The 18,382-nt window shown below is 68.0% G+C and carries 16 protein-coding genes and 1 pseudogene; 11 read left to right on the plus strand and 6 right to left on the minus strand.

What is annotated here, in order from left to right:
• Window positions 1-63: 63 nt before the first annotated feature.
• The gene (locus ACWGKT_RS12720) at window positions 64-243 is read right to left on the minus strand and encodes a hypothetical protein (RefSeq protein ID WP_453273571.1); all 180 of its coding nucleotides are present in this window, start codon (window positions 241-243) and stop codon (window positions 64-66) included.
• Window positions 244-446: 203 nt separating this feature from the next.
• Between ACWGKT_RS12720 and ACWGKT_RS12725 the strand changes: the two genes are divergently transcribed.
• From ACWGKT_RS12725 to ACWGKT_RS12745, 5 genes are all read left to right on the plus strand, one after another.
• Window positions 447-3,113 carry a tetratricopeptide repeat protein gene (locus ACWGKT_RS12725; RefSeq protein ID WP_453273572.1) on the plus strand — a complete coding sequence of 889 codons (2,667 nt, stop codon included), beginning with the start codon at window positions 447-449 and terminating at the stop codon, window positions 3,111-3,113.
• Window positions 3,114-3,557: 444 nt separating this feature from the next.
• The gene (locus ACWGKT_RS12730) at window positions 3,558-4,352 is read left to right on the plus strand and encodes a hypothetical protein (RefSeq protein ID WP_453273573.1); all 795 of its coding nucleotides are present in this window, start codon (window positions 3,558-3,560) and stop codon (window positions 4,350-4,352) included.
• A gap of 787 nt (window positions 4,353-5,139) precedes the next feature.
• Window positions 5,140-6,480, plus strand: coding sequence for a radical SAM protein (locus ACWGKT_RS12735; RefSeq protein WP_453273574.1), 1,341 nt, complete (start codon window positions 5,140-5,142; stop codon window positions 6,478-6,480).
• The gene (locus ACWGKT_RS12740) at window positions 6,477-7,493 is read left to right on the plus strand and encodes an aminotransferase class I/II-fold pyridoxal phosphate-dependent enzyme (protein ID WP_453273575.1); all 1,017 of its coding nucleotides are present in this window, start codon (window positions 6,477-6,479) and stop codon (window positions 7,491-7,493) included. The genes ACWGKT_RS12735 and ACWGKT_RS12740 overlap by 4 nt, the downstream gene beginning before the upstream one ends.
• Window positions 7,453-7,764 carry a class I SAM-dependent methyltransferase gene (locus ACWGKT_RS12745; protein ID WP_453273576.1) on the plus strand — a complete coding sequence of 104 codons (312 nt, stop codon included), beginning with the start codon at window positions 7,453-7,455 and terminating at the stop codon, window positions 7,762-7,764. Before ACWGKT_RS12740 ends, ACWGKT_RS12745 begins: the two co-directional genes overlap by 41 nt.
• On the opposite strand, the gene ACWGKT_RS12750 is transcribed toward ACWGKT_RS12745, so the two are convergent.
• On the minus strand, window positions 7,759-9,435 hold the full coding sequence (locus tag ACWGKT_RS12750; RefSeq protein WP_453273577.1) for an SWIM zinc finger family protein: 1,677 nt from the start codon (window positions 9,433-9,435) through the stop codon (window positions 7,759-7,761). The two genes, ACWGKT_RS12745 and ACWGKT_RS12750, sit on opposite strands and share 6 nt — an antisense overlap.
• A 245-nt stretch (window positions 9,436-9,680) precedes the next feature.
• Window positions 9,681-10,163 carry a hypothetical protein gene (locus ACWGKT_RS12755; protein WP_453273578.1) on the minus strand — a complete coding sequence of 161 codons (483 nt, stop codon included), beginning with the start codon at window positions 10,161-10,163 and terminating at the stop codon, window positions 9,681-9,683.
• Between the two features lie 198 nt (window positions 10,164-10,361).
• Between ACWGKT_RS12755 and ACWGKT_RS12760 the strand changes: the two genes are divergently transcribed.
• Together ACWGKT_RS12760 and ACWGKT_RS12765 are read left to right on the plus strand one after the other, a co-directional pair.
• Window positions 10,362-10,616, plus strand: a complete 255-nt coding sequence (locus ACWGKT_RS12760; protein WP_453273579.1) for a hypothetical protein — start codon at window positions 10,362-10,364, stop codon at window positions 10,614-10,616.
• 47 nt (window positions 10,617-10,663) lie between these two features.
• Window positions 10,664-10,810, plus strand: coding sequence for a hypothetical protein (locus ACWGKT_RS12765; RefSeq protein WP_453273580.1), 147 nt, complete (start codon window positions 10,664-10,666; stop codon window positions 10,808-10,810).
• Between the two features lie 12 nt (window positions 10,811-10,822).
• Here the strand turns inward: ACWGKT_RS12765 and ACWGKT_RS12770 are convergent, their stop codons facing one another.
• The 3 genes from ACWGKT_RS12770 to ACWGKT_RS12780 are packed head-to-tail and all read right to left on the minus strand — an operon-like array spanning window position 10,823 to window position 13,941.
• A complete protein-coding gene (locus ACWGKT_RS12770) occupies window positions 10,823-12,091 on the minus strand; it encodes a sugar ABC transporter permease (protein ID WP_453273581.1) in 1,269 nt (422 codons plus the stop codon).
• A 4-nt stretch (window positions 12,092-12,095) separates the two neighbouring features.
• Complete coding sequence (locus ACWGKT_RS12775; RefSeq protein WP_453273582.1) at window positions 12,096-12,884, minus strand: ATP-binding cassette domain-containing protein; 789 nt, start codon at window positions 12,882-12,884, stop codon at window positions 12,096-12,098.
• Between the two features lie 49 nt (window positions 12,885-12,933).
• A complete protein-coding gene (locus ACWGKT_RS12780; protein ID WP_453273583.1) occupies window positions 12,934-13,941 on the minus strand; it encodes a sugar ABC transporter substrate-binding protein in 1,008 nt (335 codons plus the stop codon).
• 574 nt (window positions 13,942-14,515) lie between these two features.
• Between ACWGKT_RS12780 and ACWGKT_RS12785 the strand changes: the two are divergent.
• The 4 genes and pseudogenes from ACWGKT_RS12785 to ACWGKT_RS12800 form a co-directional block, all read left to right on the plus strand.
• A pseudogene (locus ACWGKT_RS12785) lies at window positions 14,516-14,803 on the plus strand (DedA family protein); the annotation flags it as partial.
• 223 nt (window positions 14,804-15,026) lie between these two features.
• The gene (locus ACWGKT_RS12790; RefSeq protein ID WP_453273584.1) at window positions 15,027-15,680 is read left to right on the plus strand and encodes a response regulator transcription factor; all 654 of its coding nucleotides are present in this window, start codon (window positions 15,027-15,029) and stop codon (window positions 15,678-15,680) included.
• Complete coding sequence (locus ACWGKT_RS12795) at window positions 15,671-16,939, plus strand: sensor histidine kinase (RefSeq protein WP_453273585.1); 1,269 nt, start codon at window positions 15,671-15,673, stop codon at window positions 16,937-16,939. The genes ACWGKT_RS12790 and ACWGKT_RS12795 overlap by 10 nt, the downstream gene beginning before the upstream one ends.
• A gap of 38 nt (window positions 16,940-16,977) precedes the next feature.
• Window positions 16,978-18,252, plus strand: a complete 1,275-nt coding sequence (locus ACWGKT_RS12800) for a COG4705 family protein (RefSeq protein WP_453273586.1) — start codon at window positions 16,978-16,980, stop codon at window positions 18,250-18,252.
• Window positions 18,253-18,382 lie beyond the last annotated feature (130 nt).

The following is an 18,382-nucleotide window of genomic DNA, read 5'->3' on the forward strand; positions in this document are numbered from 1 at the left end:
GGACATCGGCGTGGTGATCAACCGGAATCGCCTGCTCGGTGCTCCGAATAGGGCTCTTACTCGCTACGATCGCTGCTTGCGCCGTGCCGACACCAGACCGATCAGTCCGGTTATCGTGAGAGGGGCCGCGGCGAGGGTGACGACCGGTGCTCCGCCGACGAGGCCGACGGCGTTGCCGAGGGTCCCGATGAGGACCAGTGCTCGCCATCCGGCGAGGTTGCCGCCTGTCTGTTCCTGCGCCATGTCGCTGCCTCCGTCTTATCGGATCCGATGGAGCGGCAACGTACTTCGCCACCGATCCGTCGCTCTGCGCGCAGACCTCCCCCAGGTGACATCAGGGCAGGTCGGACCGGGCGGGAGAACGGTACGAGAAGTCCCCGGACCGGGCCGGAGCGGGGACCCGGAACCGGTTCCCCAAATCGGGCGTTCCGCCTAGAGTTCCTGGGATGGAAGAGCCGGAGCCCCCGGAGTCGCCGAGAGCGGCGTTCGCCGCTGCGCTGACGCGACTTCGGCGCAAAGTGCCGGATCTGTCGGACGAGGTGCTGGCCCGGCGAGCGAGCCGTACGACGCTGCCGTCCGGGCGCCGCGTCAGCATCAATGCCCGCCGTCTCGGTGAGTGGCTGAGCGGGCGGTCGGTGCCCCGTGACTTCCATGCCGTGGTCGCTCTCGTGCGCGCGGTCGAGTCGGGCCCCGCTGATCCGCGGTTCTCGATCGCCGGTTGGGAGCGGCTGTGGCGCGCGGCGTACGAGGACCGCGCCCCTGCGGTGCCCGCGCCGCGTATCGCCGCCGACCGGCCTGGGGGCACTGCGGACGAGGTGGTCATCGGTCGACCGCCGAGCGATGCCGCCTCGTTGCGGAAGCGGGTGGCCCTGTCGAGTGCGATCGACGTGGCGCTGTGGGACGACGCGGTCCGGGAGGTCGTCCTCACGGGGGCGGGCGGAGTGGGGAAGTCGCAACTCGCCGCAGCCGCCTTCCACCGGTTCCGGCAGCCCGGCGGGGTACGGGTGTGGGTGCCCGCCTCATCACGCCAGTCCGTGTTCACGGCGTACGCGCGCGCGTGGCGTGTGGTCGCGGGCGGGGAAGGCGGAAGCGGATGGGACGACGAGACCCAGGCCGACCTCTTCGTGGCCTGGCTGCGTACGACGACGCGGCCATGGCTCGTGGTGCTGGACGACGTCGACGAGCCTGCGGATTTGCGGGGCATCCGGCCGGTCGGGGAACACGGCAAGAGCATGGTGACGACCCGTCGGCGGGACGCGGCGGTGATCCGTTCGTCCTCCCGGATCGTGCAGGTCGGAACCTTCGCGCCCAAGGAGGCCGTCGACTACCTCCGTTCACGGCTCGCGGCCGACGCCGGCGGGGACGACGAAGGGGAGCTGCACGCGTTGGCGGGCAGGCTCGGACACTTCCCCCTCGCACTGTCCCAGGCGGCGGCGTTCCTCATCGACACCGGCATACCTCTGACCACGTACCGTCAACTCCTGGAGGACCAACGGCAGACACTCTCCGATCTGCTGCCGGCGACCTCCCCTGCCGACGAACACGGCGAAACGGTGGCCACCGCCTGGCGGCTCGCCCTGGACCGGGCAGAAACTCTCGCGCCCTCCGGAAGCGCCAGGGCCACCCTGGAACTCCTGTCGATGCTCGCACCGGAGGGCATCACGGAGGCGGTGTTGCACACGATGGCGGCCCGCCGGTGGATCGTGCAAGGCGCGGACGACCACAGCGTCACAGGCCGCGGCCCGGCACAGCCCGGCGAACGGGCCGTGCTCCTCTCGCTGCGCGCTCTGCACCGGCTCAGCCTGGTGACGCACGACCCGTCCCGCACACCTGCCTCGATCGAGGTACACGCCCTTGTACAGCGTGCGGCACGCGAGAGCGTGCCGGAGCAGGTCCGACCGCGTCTCGCCGTGGCAGCAGCCGACGCGGTCGAGGAGCTCTGGTCGTCCACGGCGGAGTACGCATACGAGCCTGAGACGGAGGCAGCCCTGTACCGCAGCGTCGAAGTCCTGCGCAGGACGACGGGCGGTGACCTGCTGTGGGACGGGCGCCTGCACCCTGTCCTGCGCCGCATAGGCCCCTATCTGACCGGCCTCGGCCGTGACGCGGCGGCGCGGGACGTCTGCCAGGAGTTGCTGGAGCTGGCGCGGTCCCGCCTCGGAGACGACCACCGCGATGTCCTGTACCTGCGCTGCCGGGTCGCCCTGGCCGTCGGCGAGCTGGGGGAGGCGGCGTCGACCCGCATATCGCTGGAGCACATCCGGCGGGAAGCCGAGCGGATCCTGGGCCCGAGGGATCCGGACACTCTGACGATACGGCAGCACGAGGCCCGCTTCCGAATGGAAGAGGGTGCGGTGGCCGCCGCCCTGCGCGACTTCACCGAACTCGCCGACCAGGCAGCGGACGGACTCGGCCCGGGCCATGCCCTGGTGATCGACGCGCGAAGCCACGCCGCTCTCTGCCGTGGTCTGGCCGGCGACGCCGTCGGCGCGCGGGACGCCTGCGCCGCCCTTGTCGAGATGCTGGAACAGCGGCACGGCCCCGGACATCCGCTCACGCTGAGCGTCCTCGCCGATCTGGGCAGGTGGACAGGCGAGGCGGGCGACTCACATGCGGCGGTCGACATCTACCTTCGGGCGGTGACACAGCTGGAGTCCGCCGTCGGCCGCCTCCATCGGGACACCCTCATCGCCCGGCACAACCTCGCCTACTGGCGAGGACTGGCGGGCGAACGTGAGCTCGCGGTCGAGGAGTTCACCGCCGCCGCCGAGGACGCGGAGCTCGCGCTCGGCGCCGACCATCCGACCACTCTCACCTACCGCGTCAACCTGAGCTTCTGGCGCGGCCTCGCCGGCGAGCCGACCACGGCGCTCGCGGAGTTGGCCGAACTCCAACCCGCCGTCGACAGCGTGCTCGGTGCCGACCACCCACGTGCGCTGCGGACCCGTCAGCAACGCGCCGAGCTCCTGGAACTCTCGGGCGACAGCGGTGGGGCGGCCGCCCTCCTCACCTCGCTGCTGGCCGACATGATCCGTGTCCAGGGCAGCGACCACCCGCGTACACGCGAGGCCGCGGAGGCGCTGGCCCGCTGCGGCGAGCACGAGGCCCGGTGAGGTTCGTCGGTCTCCGTCAAGTCCTCGCATCCGCCCCGCGGAGGCGGCGACGGGTCGGCTGGCGCGAACGAGCAGGCGACTACCAACCGCAGATGAGGTTGCCGACCGGTGAATTGCTGGAGCGTTGCACCGAGCGATTCGGCGCGGGTTCAGGCGTCGGAGGAGCCGGTGAATCAGACCGGGTACTCCACGAGGGGCCGGACTCTTCCTTGCCTCAGTGCCAGCGTCAGCCGCGATGACGACCCGCACAGCCGCGCCACGCAACGTTCTGGGGCGGCTCCCCGCCGGCTACCCCCGCGGATCCTTGGCCGCCAACGAATACGCCGCCGCCTATCGGCTCGGCCAAAAGCCGTTCTGAGTCGGAACCGGGTGCGCCGTGTCGGCGTCTCTGGCGCCGCAAGTGGACAGCATCGTCGGCACCGACTATCTGGGGGAGCATCCGCGATGACCTGGAGAACCTGGAGAGCACTTATCGCGAGTCTGGCCGTACTCATCGGCCTGACCGCCGCCGGAGCGTCACCCGCCTTCGCCGGCATTGATGGGCGGGATCCCTGGATCGACCAGCACTGCGGCATAGACACCATCGGGAGCGGTACGACGACCATCGCCGTACCCGTGGATCGGCTCAGCCTGAATTTCGAAGCCATCGGACACGACCCCGCCGGATCCAAGATCACCGTCGTCTACACCATCCCCGGCACCAGCAAGCACGGCACCCTCTTCGGCCAGTACGACCCCGTCAGGGGCAACGCCACCTTCAACTACACGATCGGCTCCCCGCCCGCCGACTCGACGTTGAGCATCAGTTTCGAGATCGCCTGGCCCGACGGCACCTACTACAGCAACACGCTGACGCGTCCCCTGCTCCACTGCACGCGGGACAACACGAGCGAGGTCGACAAAAGGTGGTGGCCAGACCTCGCCCGCACCACCGTCTTCCAGCAGTGCACTACCGTCGGCACATGGCCGTTCTCCGTCCGTGCGGTGGACGTGACCGTGCACCTCTCGCACGACGATCCCGGCTTCGCGGGGCTGCCGGTCTGGACCGACTACTGGATCCCCGGCAAGAAGGGCTACACCTCGGGAGCGTCCGGCACCGCCGATTCCACCGGTGACACGTGGCAGACGTTCAGGCTGGTCGCCCCGCCCACCGGCGCCGAACTCGACATCCTGTCGAGCTTCAGGGACCCCTCCACCCGCACCTACCCCGTGCACACCTGGGTCCCGATCGCCTGCTGAACGCACGGAGTCCGGGGCTCTCCTCATCACCGCAATGTGGTCTTCTGCCGCCCCGGTGAGCGCCGCCGGTATTCCTGACTCCGATGAACGTCCCTGCGCTACCTGGGTGGCACGGAACCCTGCCGGATACGAGAAGACGGCCCCGCACTCTCCACGAGGAACGTGGAGAGTGCGGGGCCGTCTTCTCGCTGGGCGCGGTGATGCACGACTTCGCCGAGTGCGTCGAGCTGTTCGGCAAGGAGCAGAAGGACTCGTCTTTGTACTACTTCAACCTGACGCCGCCGGTAGTGCGGGCGTGCCGTTGGGGGTGCGGGGTAGAGCTCGGTCATGCTGCGCCGTCCTCTGCGTGTGAGGCAGGATGAAGGGTGCTGGGCTGGCCATCGCACGCAGCACCCCCAGAGGATGTGGAGGCAACCCCGCCCCTCACCCGGCGGGCCGGTGGGTGTGCGAGGCGAGGAGTCGGGCCGCACCTCGCTCTTGCAAATCCCGCTGTCCGCGCCAAGGGCCTTGCCCAGTTCACCGGCCGAGCGGGTGGACACTTCGTGGACGTATGCGGATGATCCGGTGGACGCGGGCCGGAGTGAGATCGTGCGTGCGGCCGGGGTGCTCGTGACGAAGGGCAGGTCCTCGGCCACACCGGGCTGGCAACGGTCTCCAGGTCACCGGTGGCCGCGTCGTGGACCGCGACAGGGCGGGGCGTGTCGTTGATGACGGATCGGATGGGAACACCGCGTTCCGCCTGCAGTTCGGCCCATGACGTCCGGGCCCGTTCATGCATGATGACGGGATGAACCACAGCGACCAGCGCTTCCACGTCATCGTGCTGTCGAACTTCGCGAAGGGCTTCGACAAGTACGCGTTCGCTTACGACAAGGCAGGGATTCCGGAGAGTACCTATCCCGACCGGTTCCACCTGCTGACCCGTGCGGAGTTGGGAATCGGCATCGGCAAGGCGCGACGCTTGCTGGACCGTCTGGCCATTGAGGGCGACCAACTGCTGGTGCTGGAAACCATGGTGAACCCCGACAGGCTGGTGCCCAACGTGTCGACCGGCCTCGGCATGGAACTGCACGAGGCTCGTATCCGGTTGTCAGCCGTCCACGAGCTCGATCAAGTGGGCGACGAGTTCACTCTGCGCCCGACGACTGTCGAGGATGCGATGGCGGCCTCCCTGCACCTGCACGGATCGGCACTGCGTCGCTACGCCGACCTGCGGCCGCGTTCGGTTTCGCTTCTGCCGGTCGCCTCCGCCTGCCAAGCCCGGTGTTCGTTCTGCTTCTCCGCGGCTTCGATCTCCAGCGACCAAGCGCCGGCACGGGTCCCGTGGGAGGCGGTCGTCCACTGGCTGGAGCGCGCCCGTGCGGCGGGTGCCGAGCGTGCAGTGATCACCGGCGGCGGGGAGCCCACGCTCATACCGTTCGAACAGCAGCTGCGACTGGTGTCCGCCTGCTCGGCGGCCTTCCCGAAGGTCGTCCTGATCACCAACGCGCACACTCTGGCGAAAGGCCGGCACGCTGACCGGGCCGGCCGCCTCGCAGCCCTGAGCGCCGCAGGCCTGAGCGTGCTGGCGGTCTCCCGGCACCACCACGACGACGACGCCAACGAGCGGCTGATGATGCTGCGCACGCCGGTGAGCTCTGTCATCGACACCTGGCGCGTGGAACGTGACCGCTGGCCGGGGCTGCGGATGAGGCTGATCTGCGTGCTCCAGCACGGCGGCGTTGCCGACGCGGCCGGGGTCGCCGACTACCTTTCGTGGGCCGCGGCTCTCGGTGTCGAGGAAGTCTGCTTCAAAGAGCTCTACGTATCCACCAGCACCGAGTCGCTCTACTTCGACCGCGCCGCCAACGTCTGGAGCCGAGAGCACCAGGTTTCGCTGTCCATCGTCACCCGGTTCGCCGAGCAGTACGGCTTCGAACTGGCGAGCCGCCTGCCCTGGGGCGCGCCGGTCTACCACGGCAGCTGGGACGGACGGCCGATGCGGATCGCCGCTTACACCGAGCCCAGCCTGCTGTGGGAACGCACCAGCGGGATCGCACGCAGCTGGAACGTCATGGCCGACGGACGCTGCTACGCCTCCCTGGAAGACCGGGCCAGCGAGATCGTGCCGGAAGGTGCGGCGGCATGAGGTTCGAGGAGTTCCAGGAATTCCGGCAGCGGCAACTCAGTGCTTCCTCGTCGCTTCTGGACGCCGCCGAGACCAACGTGTACCGGGCGCTTGCTCCGATGCGACCGGAACCGCCGACCCACACGAGTACGGTGCACCGGTGCGATCTCGCCCGTGCCTGGCTGCGGCGCTTCGAGCTGCCGGAAGAGTGGTCCGGCCACGCCATGGTCTGTCGAGGGGTCCGGCACGGGCTCGGTGTGCTGTTCCACTGGCTGCGCACCGTGCAAGCGCGGTTGTGGCTGCCCAGCGACGTGTACCCGGTCTACTTCGAGCTGGCCCGCGCCGCGGGCCTGGCGCCCGGGTCCTACCCGACGCTACCGGCGCCGGTCCTGCCGAGGTCGTCGGCGGACCACCGGCCCGAATACCTGCTGCTCGCCAACCCCAGCAAGCCGCTCGGCCGATACCTGTCCGATGCCGAGTGCGCCGCGGTGATTTCGTGGTTGCGGGAATCACCACGCCGCTGCCTGCTGATCGACAGCGTCTACGACCTGGGGGCCACGTTCGCTGCCGGCACACGGCGATTGCTGGACACCGGTCGAGCGTTCCTGCTGCATTCGGTCACCAAGGGATGGCTGTGGCCACGCACGTTCGGCGTGGTCCTGCTGGGTCCGGCGCAAGCCGAATTGGCCGAAGCGTTCCGTGCGGATCCGCCGGAGCCTGCACAGCTGAGGCTCGCCGATGGCCTGCTGACCGAACACAGCGACGTGCCCTGGCAGGTCGTCGACGAACTGGCCGCACGGGCTGAACGACTGTTCGACCGGTTGCCCGACGAAGTGCTCGGGGCGATTCCCACGGCGAGCCGGACTTGTCCCGGCAACTACTTCTTCCCCGTTGAAATCCCGGCGGAGACACTCCAGCGCGAGTGCGGCGTACTCGCTATGCCGGTCAGCGTGTTCGGGAAGAGCAGCTGGTCCGGGTCCATCCTGACCAGCCTTGCCGACGCTTTCGGCCCGACGCCGGCGGTGGCACGGTGAAACCACTGAAGGATCTGGCCGCATACGCCGATGCGGTCTTCTACGATCAGGAGTTCACCGCGCACCCACGACATCCCCTTCTTCCTCGGCCAAGCGGTCCGAGCGGGCGATCCGGTCCTGGAGGTCGCCTGCGGAACCCGGGCGCATCACCCTGCCGATCGCGCGGGCGGGCGTAGATGTCACAGGGCTTGACATCACGCCCTCGATGCTTGCGCGCGCCCGTCAGCGGGCCGAGGACGAGCGGATCTCCGAGCCACCATCTGGCTCATAGTCCCTGTTCGTCCATCAGGCGCATCAGGTTCCGCTTGCGCTTCTGGGCAGTGCGCAGGGCGGTGACGTACACGGTGAACTCGTCCTCCGTTTCCAGGCATCGGTGGCAGTCCCGGATGCTCAGCAGCAGGCTGACGAGCTGCTCGTAGATTGCGTTGCCGGTCTGCTTGGTGAGCGGCTCGGCCAGGCGCAGGTAGACGCCGAGCGCGTCGGCGGGACGGTGGGCCCGCGCCTGGTCGGCGAGGGCAAGCCATTGCCGGTCGTGGGCTCCGGTTTGGGTGGCGGCCTGCCAGGCGGTGTCGACGTCCTTGTCGTCGAGCAGGGCATCGACCAGGATCGGGTCGCCGTTCCGGCCCTGTTGCCGCCGCTCCGCTTCGGCCCGCAGCAGGGTAAGGGCTCCTTCGCGCTCGGCCGGCCAGCAGTCCGCGGCTCGCGCGGCGGCGCGCAGTTGTTGGTACGCGGTCAGGGTGCGGCGGGCGCGGAAGTGGTCGCGGCGCACGGCGACGGCATCCGACAGACGGTCCGCCTGGGTGTAGCGGTCACAGAGGTAGTCGACGAGAGCAGTGTCGACGGCGGCGAGGTCCCGGGTCTCCCGGATGCCGCGTTCTGCCCAGCACAGGGCCTCGTCCGGGCGCCGGGCTGTGTCCAGCTCGCGGGCGATCACGAGGTGCGTGTGGCCGTTCGGTGAGAGGTCGGCCGCATGTATGGCGATCACCGCGTCGACATCGCCTCCCGCCTTGGCCAGACGCTCCATCAGGTGCTTTTCCGCCCAGCCGCGGCGGTTGCCCCGCCACGCCTCCACCGCCGACTTCCGCAGGACGGCCATTCCTTCTTCGCCGAGGACGTCCTCGTAATCGAGCGGATCAATGTCGGTCAGGTTGTCGTCGATGTCGCCGAGCGCATGGCCGACCAGCCAGCGCGCGAGCTGCTCGGGATCGGGGCGTGCCGCACGGCACGCGTCGAGGTGGGAGTCGGCGAGGTCTGCGCCGATCTGCCCCAACCAGCCGTCCGAGTCGTCGACGCTCTCCGCCGCCTGTGCCAGCAGCCGCATCGCCTCCCGCGCCAGGGTGATCGCATCAGCAGCCCGGCCGGAGCCGGTCAGCGCCCTGATCGCGGACACCGACAGCCCGGCCTGGTCGGCGTAGGCGCGGGCATCGGCGTACTCGACGTACCCGTACTGCGCGAAGGGTCCGACGTCGAGCAGGTCGCGGATACGGACCCGGACCGCAGCCAGGTCCCCGCGGACGCTCGCGGCCCGCAGTTCCAGGTGTCGACGCAACTGCCGGTCCTCGTCGATCTGTTCCCGCAGCAGAGCGAGCAACTCGTCCTTGGACAAGGCGAACAGCCATCCGTCCAGGTCCTGCGCACGCTCCCGGGCCGCCTCCCGCTGCCGGGGCAGGGACTCCCTCTGGGCAAGCACCCTCAGGCCCAGGGCGACCAGGTGCTTGCAGAAGTTACCCTCCAGGCCGTACGGGCAGTCGCATGCGCCGGTCACGCCGCCGGGCCCGTCCAGGGTCAGCTCCACCTCGTACCGTTCCGTGCCCTGAACGCTGGCAGTGATCCATCCGTCACCGACCTCGACTCCGGACACCGCATCCAGGTATCCGAGCGCGCGCTCGAAAGAACGGGCACCAGCCCACTTCTTGAGGTTGGCCTCGGTGAGACTGCTCATGGTCTTCGCCTACTCCACGTTACGCACTTGACAATCCGCCAGCCTAGGGCTGCCCGGATGTGCAGACCCACAAGTTCGGCTGCTCGACCGTCAATGCCGCCACCCCGCGAGACCCCGGGTTCATTGTCGAGGCCCCCCGCACGAGCCTCTTTCATGAGGTGTCGATGGACCGAGGCCATCGGATTCGCCGACGACGGGATCACGGCGTACCTGCGACCCGCAGAAATCCGGTGTCGGGCACCGACTCAGGGCTCGAATACGTGATCGCCCTCTGGAATGAGCGGCGGCGGTCGTGCACCATGATTCGGCTGCACGGTCCGCTTCCGCCTGGTGGAGCAGGGAGGCACAGCCGGCACGGTCCTCGTGCTCTTCCTGGAGTGGCGCAGGGCGATCGACGGGCGGGACCTGCACTGCCAGGCCGAGCTGGTCAGCCGGGACACCGAACGCAGGAAGAAGCCGACCGTGCTCTGGGACAAGGACCGCCGGCTCCGGCCGGACAGCGTGTGGCGGCGCGTCCGCCATGCCACCGTGTGCACGGCCGCTCTCGAACCGACGTTGGGAGCCTCCGTCTGCTCTTCCCGGTCGACGACCGTCTCCTCGCCGGGGCGGATCCGATCGTGCTCGCCAAGAAGCCCCGGGACCTCGTCCTCGGGTACATCGGCAACCAATACGACCGCGACGAGCACTTCGACCGCTTCTTCGCGCCGGCCGCCGCCCGCTTCGATCACGTGGTCGCGTACCGCTCCGGCAGCAAGGATTACCATCCCGCGTCGAGGCAGGCAGCAGCGAACGCATCAGCGCCTTCCACGCGCTGTCGCTGCCAGCCGCGCCGTTCGCGAGGGCCTCGCCGCTGCCGGCGATGCGGTTTGTCCTGAAGGACTTGGCCTACTTGTTGACCTTGTGTGCAAGGTCGAGTCGGTCAGTCTGTGGCCGCCGACTTCAGCATTTACCCGCACGCCGATCTCGCGGTACGCACGTGGGCTGCGCAGATCGACCCTGCCTGTCCCTGGTCGGCCAAGATCGACCAGGCCTTCGGCCCGCTGTGGACCGGCTGGGCCGGCACCGACCGCACCGCCCTGTCCTATGTCCAGCGGCATGGCTTGAACGTCGGCGTGCTCGACGTCGAGGCCCACGGCTTGGGCCTCGAAGAGCCCGGCTGGTCGCGCAGACGGACGGGGTGAGCGAGACCATGCCGATCTGCTATTCGGCTCGCAGCTACGACAGCTGTATGACTGAGCACGGGCGCAGCGGACACTGGGCCGAAATCCACCCCGCACCCCGTCTGTGGCCGCTTCAGTGGGCCGAGACCGGGCTGTGTCTGCTGCTCGCCTGCTCCCCCGCCGTCCTGCGCGTCTCACGCCGGCGACCGGCCTGACGCCGGCCAGCTTCAAATACGGCCGTGGGCCTTCTGCGCGCGGCGTGAGAGCGAATCGATGACGACGGCGAGCAGCAGGACCCCACCGGTGATCATGTACTCGGCAGCGGTCGGGACGCCCATCAATGCCACGCCTGAGGCGATCGACTGAATAACCAGCGCGCCGAGCAGTGCCGACCAGGTACTGCCCCGGCCTCCGAACAGGCTGGTTCCGCCTATGACGGCGGCGGCGATGGCGTTGATGAGGAGGTTGCCCGAGCCGGAGGTCTGGCTGGCCGAGGTCACCCGCGAGGCGAGGAACAACCCGCCGACTGCGGCCATGGTGCCGGAGATCGTGAAGACGGAGATCCTCACCCACGCGACCTTCAGACCTGCTTTGCGTGCGGCCTCCACACCCCCACCGAGCGCGTAGATGTCGCGCCCGTACAGGGTCCGCCGCAGAACGCATTCGAGGGCGACGACGACCAGGAGGAAGATGAGGAGGGCCAGCGGCAGTCCCTGGAAACGGTTGAGTACGTAGGCGGCGGCGAAGACGGCGACGGCGACCATTGCGGTGTGGAGGGCGATATCGCCAAGAGGTCGCGAGCCCAGTCCCAAGTTCCGCCGACACCTGGAGTCGCGGTAGGAGACGAGGAAATAAGCGGCCGTTCCAGCGGCGGCCAGGGTGTAGGCCACGGCCACATCATTGAAGTAGAAGCTCGTCAGTAAGGCCACCAGGCCCTCGTCGTCCAGGTTGATGGTTCCGGTCGAGCCCAGGATGTAGAGCATGAGCCCGTTCCAGCTCAGCAATCCGGCGAGCGTGGCGACGAAGCTGGGGACACCCACCTTGGCGACGAAGAATCCCTGGACGACTCCGGTCGCCGAGCCGGCGAGTATCGCGACGAGGGCGGCGACTCCTTCTGCCATGCCTAGGTTGACGTTCAGCACGGCGAACGCGGCAGCCGCCAGACCGCTCACCGAACCGACCGACAGGTCGATCTCCCCCAGCAGCAGCACGAACACGATACCGACCGCGATCATGCCCGTGCCCACCATGTCGACGCTGATGTTGGAAAGGTTCCGCGCCGACAGGAACTGCGAGTTGAGAGCCTGGAAAACCATCCAGATAGTGGCAAGGCCGAGGAGAACCGGTAGAGAGCCGAGTTCGCCCGCTTTCAGCCTGCGCCCGAAGGTCGCGAGGTGACGATTGACGTCCGCGCACTTTATGACGGCGCTCCGGGCATTCTTCGTAGGCGACCTCCCTCCGCACTCACCCGGGGCAGCGTTCCTCGGTCGACGCATCGCCTCACAGCTCCCAGTCGATCTCGTCCTGCTCGCAGTACTTGAAGTCGCTGTGCGTGGCGCCCGTGATCGATGAGACGATGTCTTCCTGCGACGTGGTGTTGACGTCGAAGAAGCCGTTGTTGCGCCCGAGCCTCAGGACGGAGACCCGGTCGGCGATTGCTTTCACAACGCCCAGGTCGTGAGTGATGAGGAGGACACCGAGGCCACGATCGCGCATGTCGTCGATGCACTCGAGAACATGTGCGGTCTGCTCGACCCCCAGGGCCGCGGTCGGCTCGTCCAGCAGGATCAGCTTCGGTCGGCCCAGAAGCGAGCGCGAGATGGCGACGGTCTGCCGCTGTCCACCGGACAGCGTCGCGACGGGCAGTCGGAGATCAGGCACGCGCGCACTGAGCATCTTGAACAGATCCCGCGTCCGGTTTTCCATCACCGGTTCGTTGAGGAAGCCGTACCTGTGTATCTCACGGCCCAGGAATACATTGCCCACCACGTCGAGGTTCTCGCACAACGCGAGGTCCTGATGGACAGTGGCGATCCCCAGCGCCTGCGCATCCCGCGGGTGCGTGATCCGCACGGGGCGCCCTTCCCACTCGATCACGCCGACGTCGGGCGGGTCGACACCCGAAACGACGTTCACCAGTGTGGTCTTGCCGGCCCCGTTGTCTCCCACCAAGGCAATGACACGACCCGCACGTATCTCCAGATCGACGTCGATGAGCGCCCTGACTGCGCCGAATCGTCTGGAGACACCGCGCAACGCCAGGAGGGGCGGAGTCGAGCCGCTCGTCATGTGCATCTCCTATGGCGAGCCGAGGTGGGATGGCGGTGGGCACCTGCCGTCAGCGCCGTCCGATCAGACCGAGCCGCTGACAAGCAGCAGAGTATTTACCAGAGCAAACTTGGTGGATCGTGTATAGCCCGTCGTGAATCACGGTTGCCTTGACGTTGCCGGCTGTGACCGATTGTGGGCGCAGCAGCACAGTGGGGATCCCGGTGTTGGTGGCATTGTCAGTCGTCGTCTTCATGTTCGTGATGCTCTCGCCGCGCGCCAGCCTGACGGCCATGTCTGCAGCGGCGTCGGCCTCGAGCCGGAAGGGTTTGTACACCGTCATGTACTGCTCACCCTGGATGATCCGTTGGATGCCCGCCAGGTCGGCGTCCTGGCCGGTGACGGGCGGCAGGGGGGCCACCTTGGCCGATTTGAGGGCGGCTATGACGCCGCCCGCGAGGCCATCGTTCGCCGCCAGCACACCGGCTATCTTGTCGGCGCCGAGTGATGCGATGGCTGCGGACATGTTGGCGTGGGCGTTCTCTGGACGCCATCCGAGCGTGTCGTAGGCCCTGGCGATTTTCACTTTGTTGTGGAGAACGGAGAGAGCGCCGTCCTTGAACCATCCGGAATTGGGATCGGTCTCCCCGCCGTTCATCATGACGATCTGCCCGTCGTGGGCCTTGTCGCCGAGGGCCTTCAGTAGTCCCTCGCCTTGCAGTCGGCCGACCTGCCCGCCGTCGAATGTGACGTAACCGGATATGGGTCCATCCGCGAGACGGTCGTATGCGACGACCGGGACACCCGCCCTCGCAGCCGCATTCACCGAGGCGCGCAGCGCTTTGCCATCCACCACATCGAGGATGAGGACATCGGCCCCTTGGGTGATCATGGTGTCTACCTGCTGTTGCTGGGTGGCAACGTCGTGTCTGCTGCTGGCGTACCTCACGGTGCAGGCGCTGCAGAGTTCCTTGATCCTTTTTTCGATCAGCGGTTTGTCGAATCTTTCGAAGCGGGGAGTCTGGTTGTCGGGGAGCAGCAGTCCGATCGTCGCCCCGGTGCGTGGGGGCGACGTCACGTCGGCCGCCCGGCCACACGCGGTAGCGCCGAGGACGAGCGCGAGCGCCCCGATGGTGAGGACGACGGGGCGGGATCGGGACCTCGGCCTCGGTGGAGCCGGTCGGGCAATTCTCAATGCCTGCCCCAGAGAATGGTCCACCTCCCGGGCAGAGGCGATGGCCCGCCGACGACGACCGCCCCGGTGGCTACCGAAGGGGTTTAGAAGGCTGGCCCGACTCGTGACCGTCACTCCCTGCTGGATGACAAGCTCGTCCGCTCCTGGCAAGACTGCCGGAGCGACGACGCCGAACTTGGATCGGCGCTTACGCCCGTCCCCGCGTAGGTGCCAACCGCGGCTACACACGTTTCCGTCAGCACGTACCCGCGCACTTTCCGCCCGAGGCCCGTCGAGGATTGTGTACCGTCGGTGCTTCGACAGTCACACTCGGCCATGTGGGGGGATGGGGGCGCTCACCACCCCCAGCATCCCACAAGCAGCGGACCCTCGCTTCTGCTGTTTTGTAGATGTGCTTGTTGACGTCAGGATTATTGAGAGTGTCCTTGGTCAGGAAGACGAACGGGGCGTGGATCAGGCCGGTCGCCTGGCCCGCTTCGTGCCCGTGGTGCGCACGGTCCTGAACCCGGTGGCGAGGGCGCTGGAGGTGCCCGTACGGACGTTCACCCTGTGGCAGGTCGTCGGTGGGCACGTGTGGAGCGTCGGCCTCAGCCTCGCGGGGTACGCGCTCGGCTCGTCGATCCCGAACGTCGACCGCTACCTGCTTCCGATGGTGGCACCGATCGTCGTCCTGTCACTGGTCCCCCTCATCGCCAGGGTGTACCGCGGGCGTGGGGCCGCCAGGTCCGAGGCGAGCCGCGGGTGATCAACGCCCAGGTCAGTGGCTGGGGCGCCGACGGGTGCACGGCACTGCTCGTCCCCGATGCTGAGCCTGAACGGCAGGACGATGCGGTCGAGCGCGAAACACTCGCCGGGGGCGAGGACTGTACGGCCGCACCGGAAGGAGAAGCCGTTACTGATCTCGCGCACCACGAGTACGCTGACCAGGGAGAATGGAGAACTCTGGCCGGAGTACCTAGGGTCAGCGTGTGGCTTTTATTGTGGTGTGTGAGGATGACGCAGCGGTCCGTGACGTCCTCAAGCGTGCACTCGAGCACGACGGCCATACGATCGCAGTCGCTTCCACGGCGGACAGCCTGCTGCGGCAACTTGAGCCGGCCCCTCACCTGGTCGTCCTGGATCTTGGGCTCCCGGACGCTGATGGCCGCGATGTCTGCTTGGCGCTGCGGGCACGTGGCGTTGATGCCCCAGTGCTGATGCTCACCGCTCTGGACGGCATGCATCACAAGGTGGGCGGCTTCGAGGCGGGAGCCGACGACTACATGACGAAACCGTTCGACATCCCGGAGTTGCTGGTGAGGGTCCGTGCCCTGCTACGCAGAACGACCGCGACGACCCCACCAAGGGGCGTCGTTCTCGATCCGGCCAAACATGTCGTGATCTACGGTTCGACAAGCGAGAGCCTGACGCCGACCGAGTTTCGGTTGTTGGGCAGGCTTATCGCTTCGCAGGGCGACGCTGTACGCCGCCACGCCCTCGTTGCTGCCGGTTGGCCGCATGGCGCGCAGGTCAGCGACAACACCCTTGACTCCTACGTTCGCCGACTACGGACCAAACTCGGTGCGCTGGGCGTGGCCGATCGCCTGGCGACGGTCCGCGGGGTGGGCTATCGATGGGAGTGACGGGCTTCCGCGGGAGGGTTGTCGCGCTCGCGGTTCTGATCGCGACAGCTGTGGTCGCAGTGCTGGTGGTGGTCTCGCACGTGTTGCTGAGCCAGGTGACCGACGCCGACGCGAACGCTCTGGCGCATTCGCGTGCAGAGTCGGTGGCGGCGAACGTAACCGTACGCGGTGGCCACGTCGTGCTGATCGAGAGCGGCAACGAAGCGCTGGACACGGTCTCGTGGGTGTATGCCGATGGGCACCTCATTGACGGGATCGTGCCGGGCAGCGTCCATGACCGCGTCGAGGCGCTTGTCGGCTCCGGGCGGTCCCAAACCACCACAGTCGGCAGTCACCTTCTGTATGCCCAGCCGATCCGGCTCGAAGGCCACCACGTCATGGCGGTCGTGAGGGTGGATCTGACGCCGTACGAGACGTCGGAACAGCGCAGCCTGACGATGTCGCTCATGTTGGGTGGCATCGCGATCCTGCTCGCGGGCGTCGTCGCACACCTCGTGGTGGGTCGTGCGTTGCGGGTGGTCCACGAAATGGCCGCTCTCGCCGACGACTGGGGCGATCACGAGCCCGGGCGCCGATTCAACCTCGGCGTTCCTCGCGACGAGTTCGGGGAGCTCGGGCGAACTCTCGATCGCCTACTTGACCGCGTGGACAACGCGCTCGCGGACGAGCGCCGGCTCACCGATGAGATCGCCCACGAGTTGCGGACGCCCTTGACGGCCCTGCGGGGCGAGGCACAGTTGGCGCAACTCTCCGGTCACCAGGTGGCACCAGAGTCTGTTCTGGCCGAAGTCGACCGCCTGAACACGGCCATCACGACGATTCTGAGTGCCGCCCGGACACGGATCGACGGCGGTACGCGTTGCGATCTCAGGGCGGCGGCGCGACAGGCGATCGCCGGTCGCTCCATCGAACTCGCAGTCCCGACCAACATCGACGTCGCCGTGGCAACCGAACTCGTCGTGGCCGTGTTGTCACCGCTGCTGGAGAACGGCCTGCGGCATGCGAGTTCGCGCGTTTGGGTCACGGCGCGCATTCAGCCCCAGGGGGTCGTGATCAATGTCCTCGACGATGGCCCGGGGTTCGACCCGGCGGAGGTTGATCGAGTCTTCGAAGCGGGCGTGACCAGCGGCAACGGGCACGGGTTGGGGTTGGCTGTGGTCAAGCGTCTCGCCGCGTCCGCGGGAGTGGCGGTCCGTGCGATCGCGGATGGTCACGGTCGCGTCGAGGTGACCTTCCCCACGCCAGAGGCGATCGCGTAGTCAGGTTGTGTGCAGGTTGGCCGAGCCAGCCTCGCCGCATGACAACGACGAGCGAAGCCCGCACGCACCGCAGCGGGCGGCTGATGCTGAACAAGGTTCCCGAGGTCACCATCTGGTTCTGGGTGATCAAGATCCTGTGCACGACCGTCGGTGAGAGCTTCGCCGACTGGATCAACATGAAGCTGGGCGTCGGCCTGGTGAACACGGCATGGATCTTCACCGCGGTGTTCGTGGTGGCTCTGGGCGTCCAGCTGCGGCTGAAGCGGTACGTCCCGTTCCCGTACTGGCTGACCGTGGTCGTTGTGAGTGTCACGGGCACGCTGTACACGGACATCCTGACCGACCAGCTCAACGTGCCGCTGTGGATCAGCTCCGCAGTGTTCTCGGTCCTGCTCGCCGTGGTCTTCGGCGTGTGGTGGCTGCGCGAGCGCACCCTTTCGATCCACTCGGTCACGACGCTGTCGCGTGAGTCGTTCTACTGGCTCGCCGTTCTCGTCACCTTCGCGCTCGGCACCGCAACCGGCGACTGGACCCTGGAGCTCACCGGCTGGAGCCCGGGAGTCTCGGTCCTGTTGCCGCTCGGCCTCATCGCGGCGACCACGGCTCTGTGGAGGTTCGGCGCGAACCCGGTGCTGTCCTTCTGGCTCGCCTACATCCTGACCCGCCCGCTGGGCGCCAACATCGGCGACTGGCTCGCCTCCCCCAAGGTCGCTCAGCCGGGCGAGCCGACCGGCCTCGCGCTGGGCACCTTCACCACCAGCCTGGTCTTCCTCGGCCTGATCCTGGCGACCGTCATCTACCTGACGGTGACGCGCTCCGACGTGACCGAGACCTACGACGCCACGCACACCCCGCAGATCACTGCCAACCCGCCCAGGGAGCGCATCGCGCTGGCGTGCTTCGCCCTCCTCGCCGTCGCCACCGGGGGTCTGCTGGTCTGGGCGCACAGCCGGCCGCACGTCGGCCCGGCGCCGGAGGAGGACGCCACCTCCACCGTTCAGCTCGCCCCTGGCGAGGCCGTGAAGAAGTTCCCGGCCGCGAAGGTCGACGCACTGAAGGCACTCGCATCGACCTCGCTCAAGGACGCACGGTCGGGTGACGCGACCGGGGCGCACGCAGCCGCCCAGTCGCTGCGAGACCTCTGGGACGCCGACCAAGCCTCGTTGCAGCCGCTGGACAACACCGGCTGGACGTTCCTCGACGCCCAGATGGACCAGGTCCTGAAGACCTTCGGCATCGACCACTCGAACCCGCCGATGTCGCAGGCACAGCAGGCGACTGAACTCAACACCCTCCTCACAGATATGCGCTGACGGACCTGATCGGCGGGGGCGCCCCGGGTATAGGCCCCCCACACCCGCGGAGGGGGGGGGCGGGACGGGATGCCCGAGTGGCACACGCCCCCCCCAACACCCCCGGTGTAACCCCGCAGGATGGGCGACC

The organism is Streptomyces sp. NPDC054794 (assembly GCF_053611585.1).

Excerpts from the sequence above, each read along its gene's own strand:
- ACWGKT_RS12730 (WP_453273573.1), top strand. The coding sequence starts at position 3,558 with ATGACCTGGAGAACCTGGAGAGCACTTATCGCGAGTCTGGCCGTACTC.
- ACWGKT_RS12735 (WP_453273574.1), top strand. The coding sequence starts at position 5,140 with ATGAACCACAGCGACCAGCGCTTCCACGTCATCGTGCTGTCGAACTTC.
- ACWGKT_RS12775 (WP_453273582.1), bottom strand. The coding sequence starts at position 12,884 with ATGACGAGCGGCTCGACTCCGCCCCTCCTGGCGTTGCGCGGTGTCTCC.
- ACWGKT_RS12750 (WP_453273577.1), bottom strand. The coding sequence starts at position 9,435 with ATGAGCAGTCTCACCGAGGCCAACCTCAAGAAGTGGGCTGGTGCCCGT.
- ACWGKT_RS12795 (WP_453273585.1), top strand. The coding sequence starts at position 15,671 with ATGGGAGTGACGGGCTTCCGCGGGAGGGTTGTCGCGCTCGCGGTTCTG.
- ACWGKT_RS12800 (WP_453273586.1), top strand. The coding sequence starts at position 16,978 with ATGACAACGACGAGCGAAGCCCGCACGCACCGCAGCGGGCGGCTGATG.
- ACWGKT_RS12765 (WP_453273580.1), top strand. The coding sequence starts at position 10,664 with ATGACTGAGCACGGGCGCAGCGGACACTGGGCCGAAATCCACCCCGCA.
- ACWGKT_RS12725 (WP_453273572.1), top strand. The coding sequence starts at position 447 with ATGGAAGAGCCGGAGCCCCCGGAGTCGCCGAGAGCGGCGTTCGCCGCT.
- ACWGKT_RS12740 (WP_453273575.1), top strand. The coding sequence starts at position 6,477 with ATGAGGTTCGAGGAGTTCCAGGAATTCCGGCAGCGGCAACTCAGTGCT.
- ACWGKT_RS12720 (WP_453273571.1), bottom strand. The coding sequence starts at position 243 with ATGGCGCAGGAACAGACAGGCGGCAACCTCGCCGGATGGCGAGCACTG.
- ACWGKT_RS12770 (WP_453273581.1), bottom strand. The coding sequence starts at position 12,091 with ATGCGTCGACCGAGGAACGCTGCCCCGGGTGAGTGCGGAGGGAGGTCG.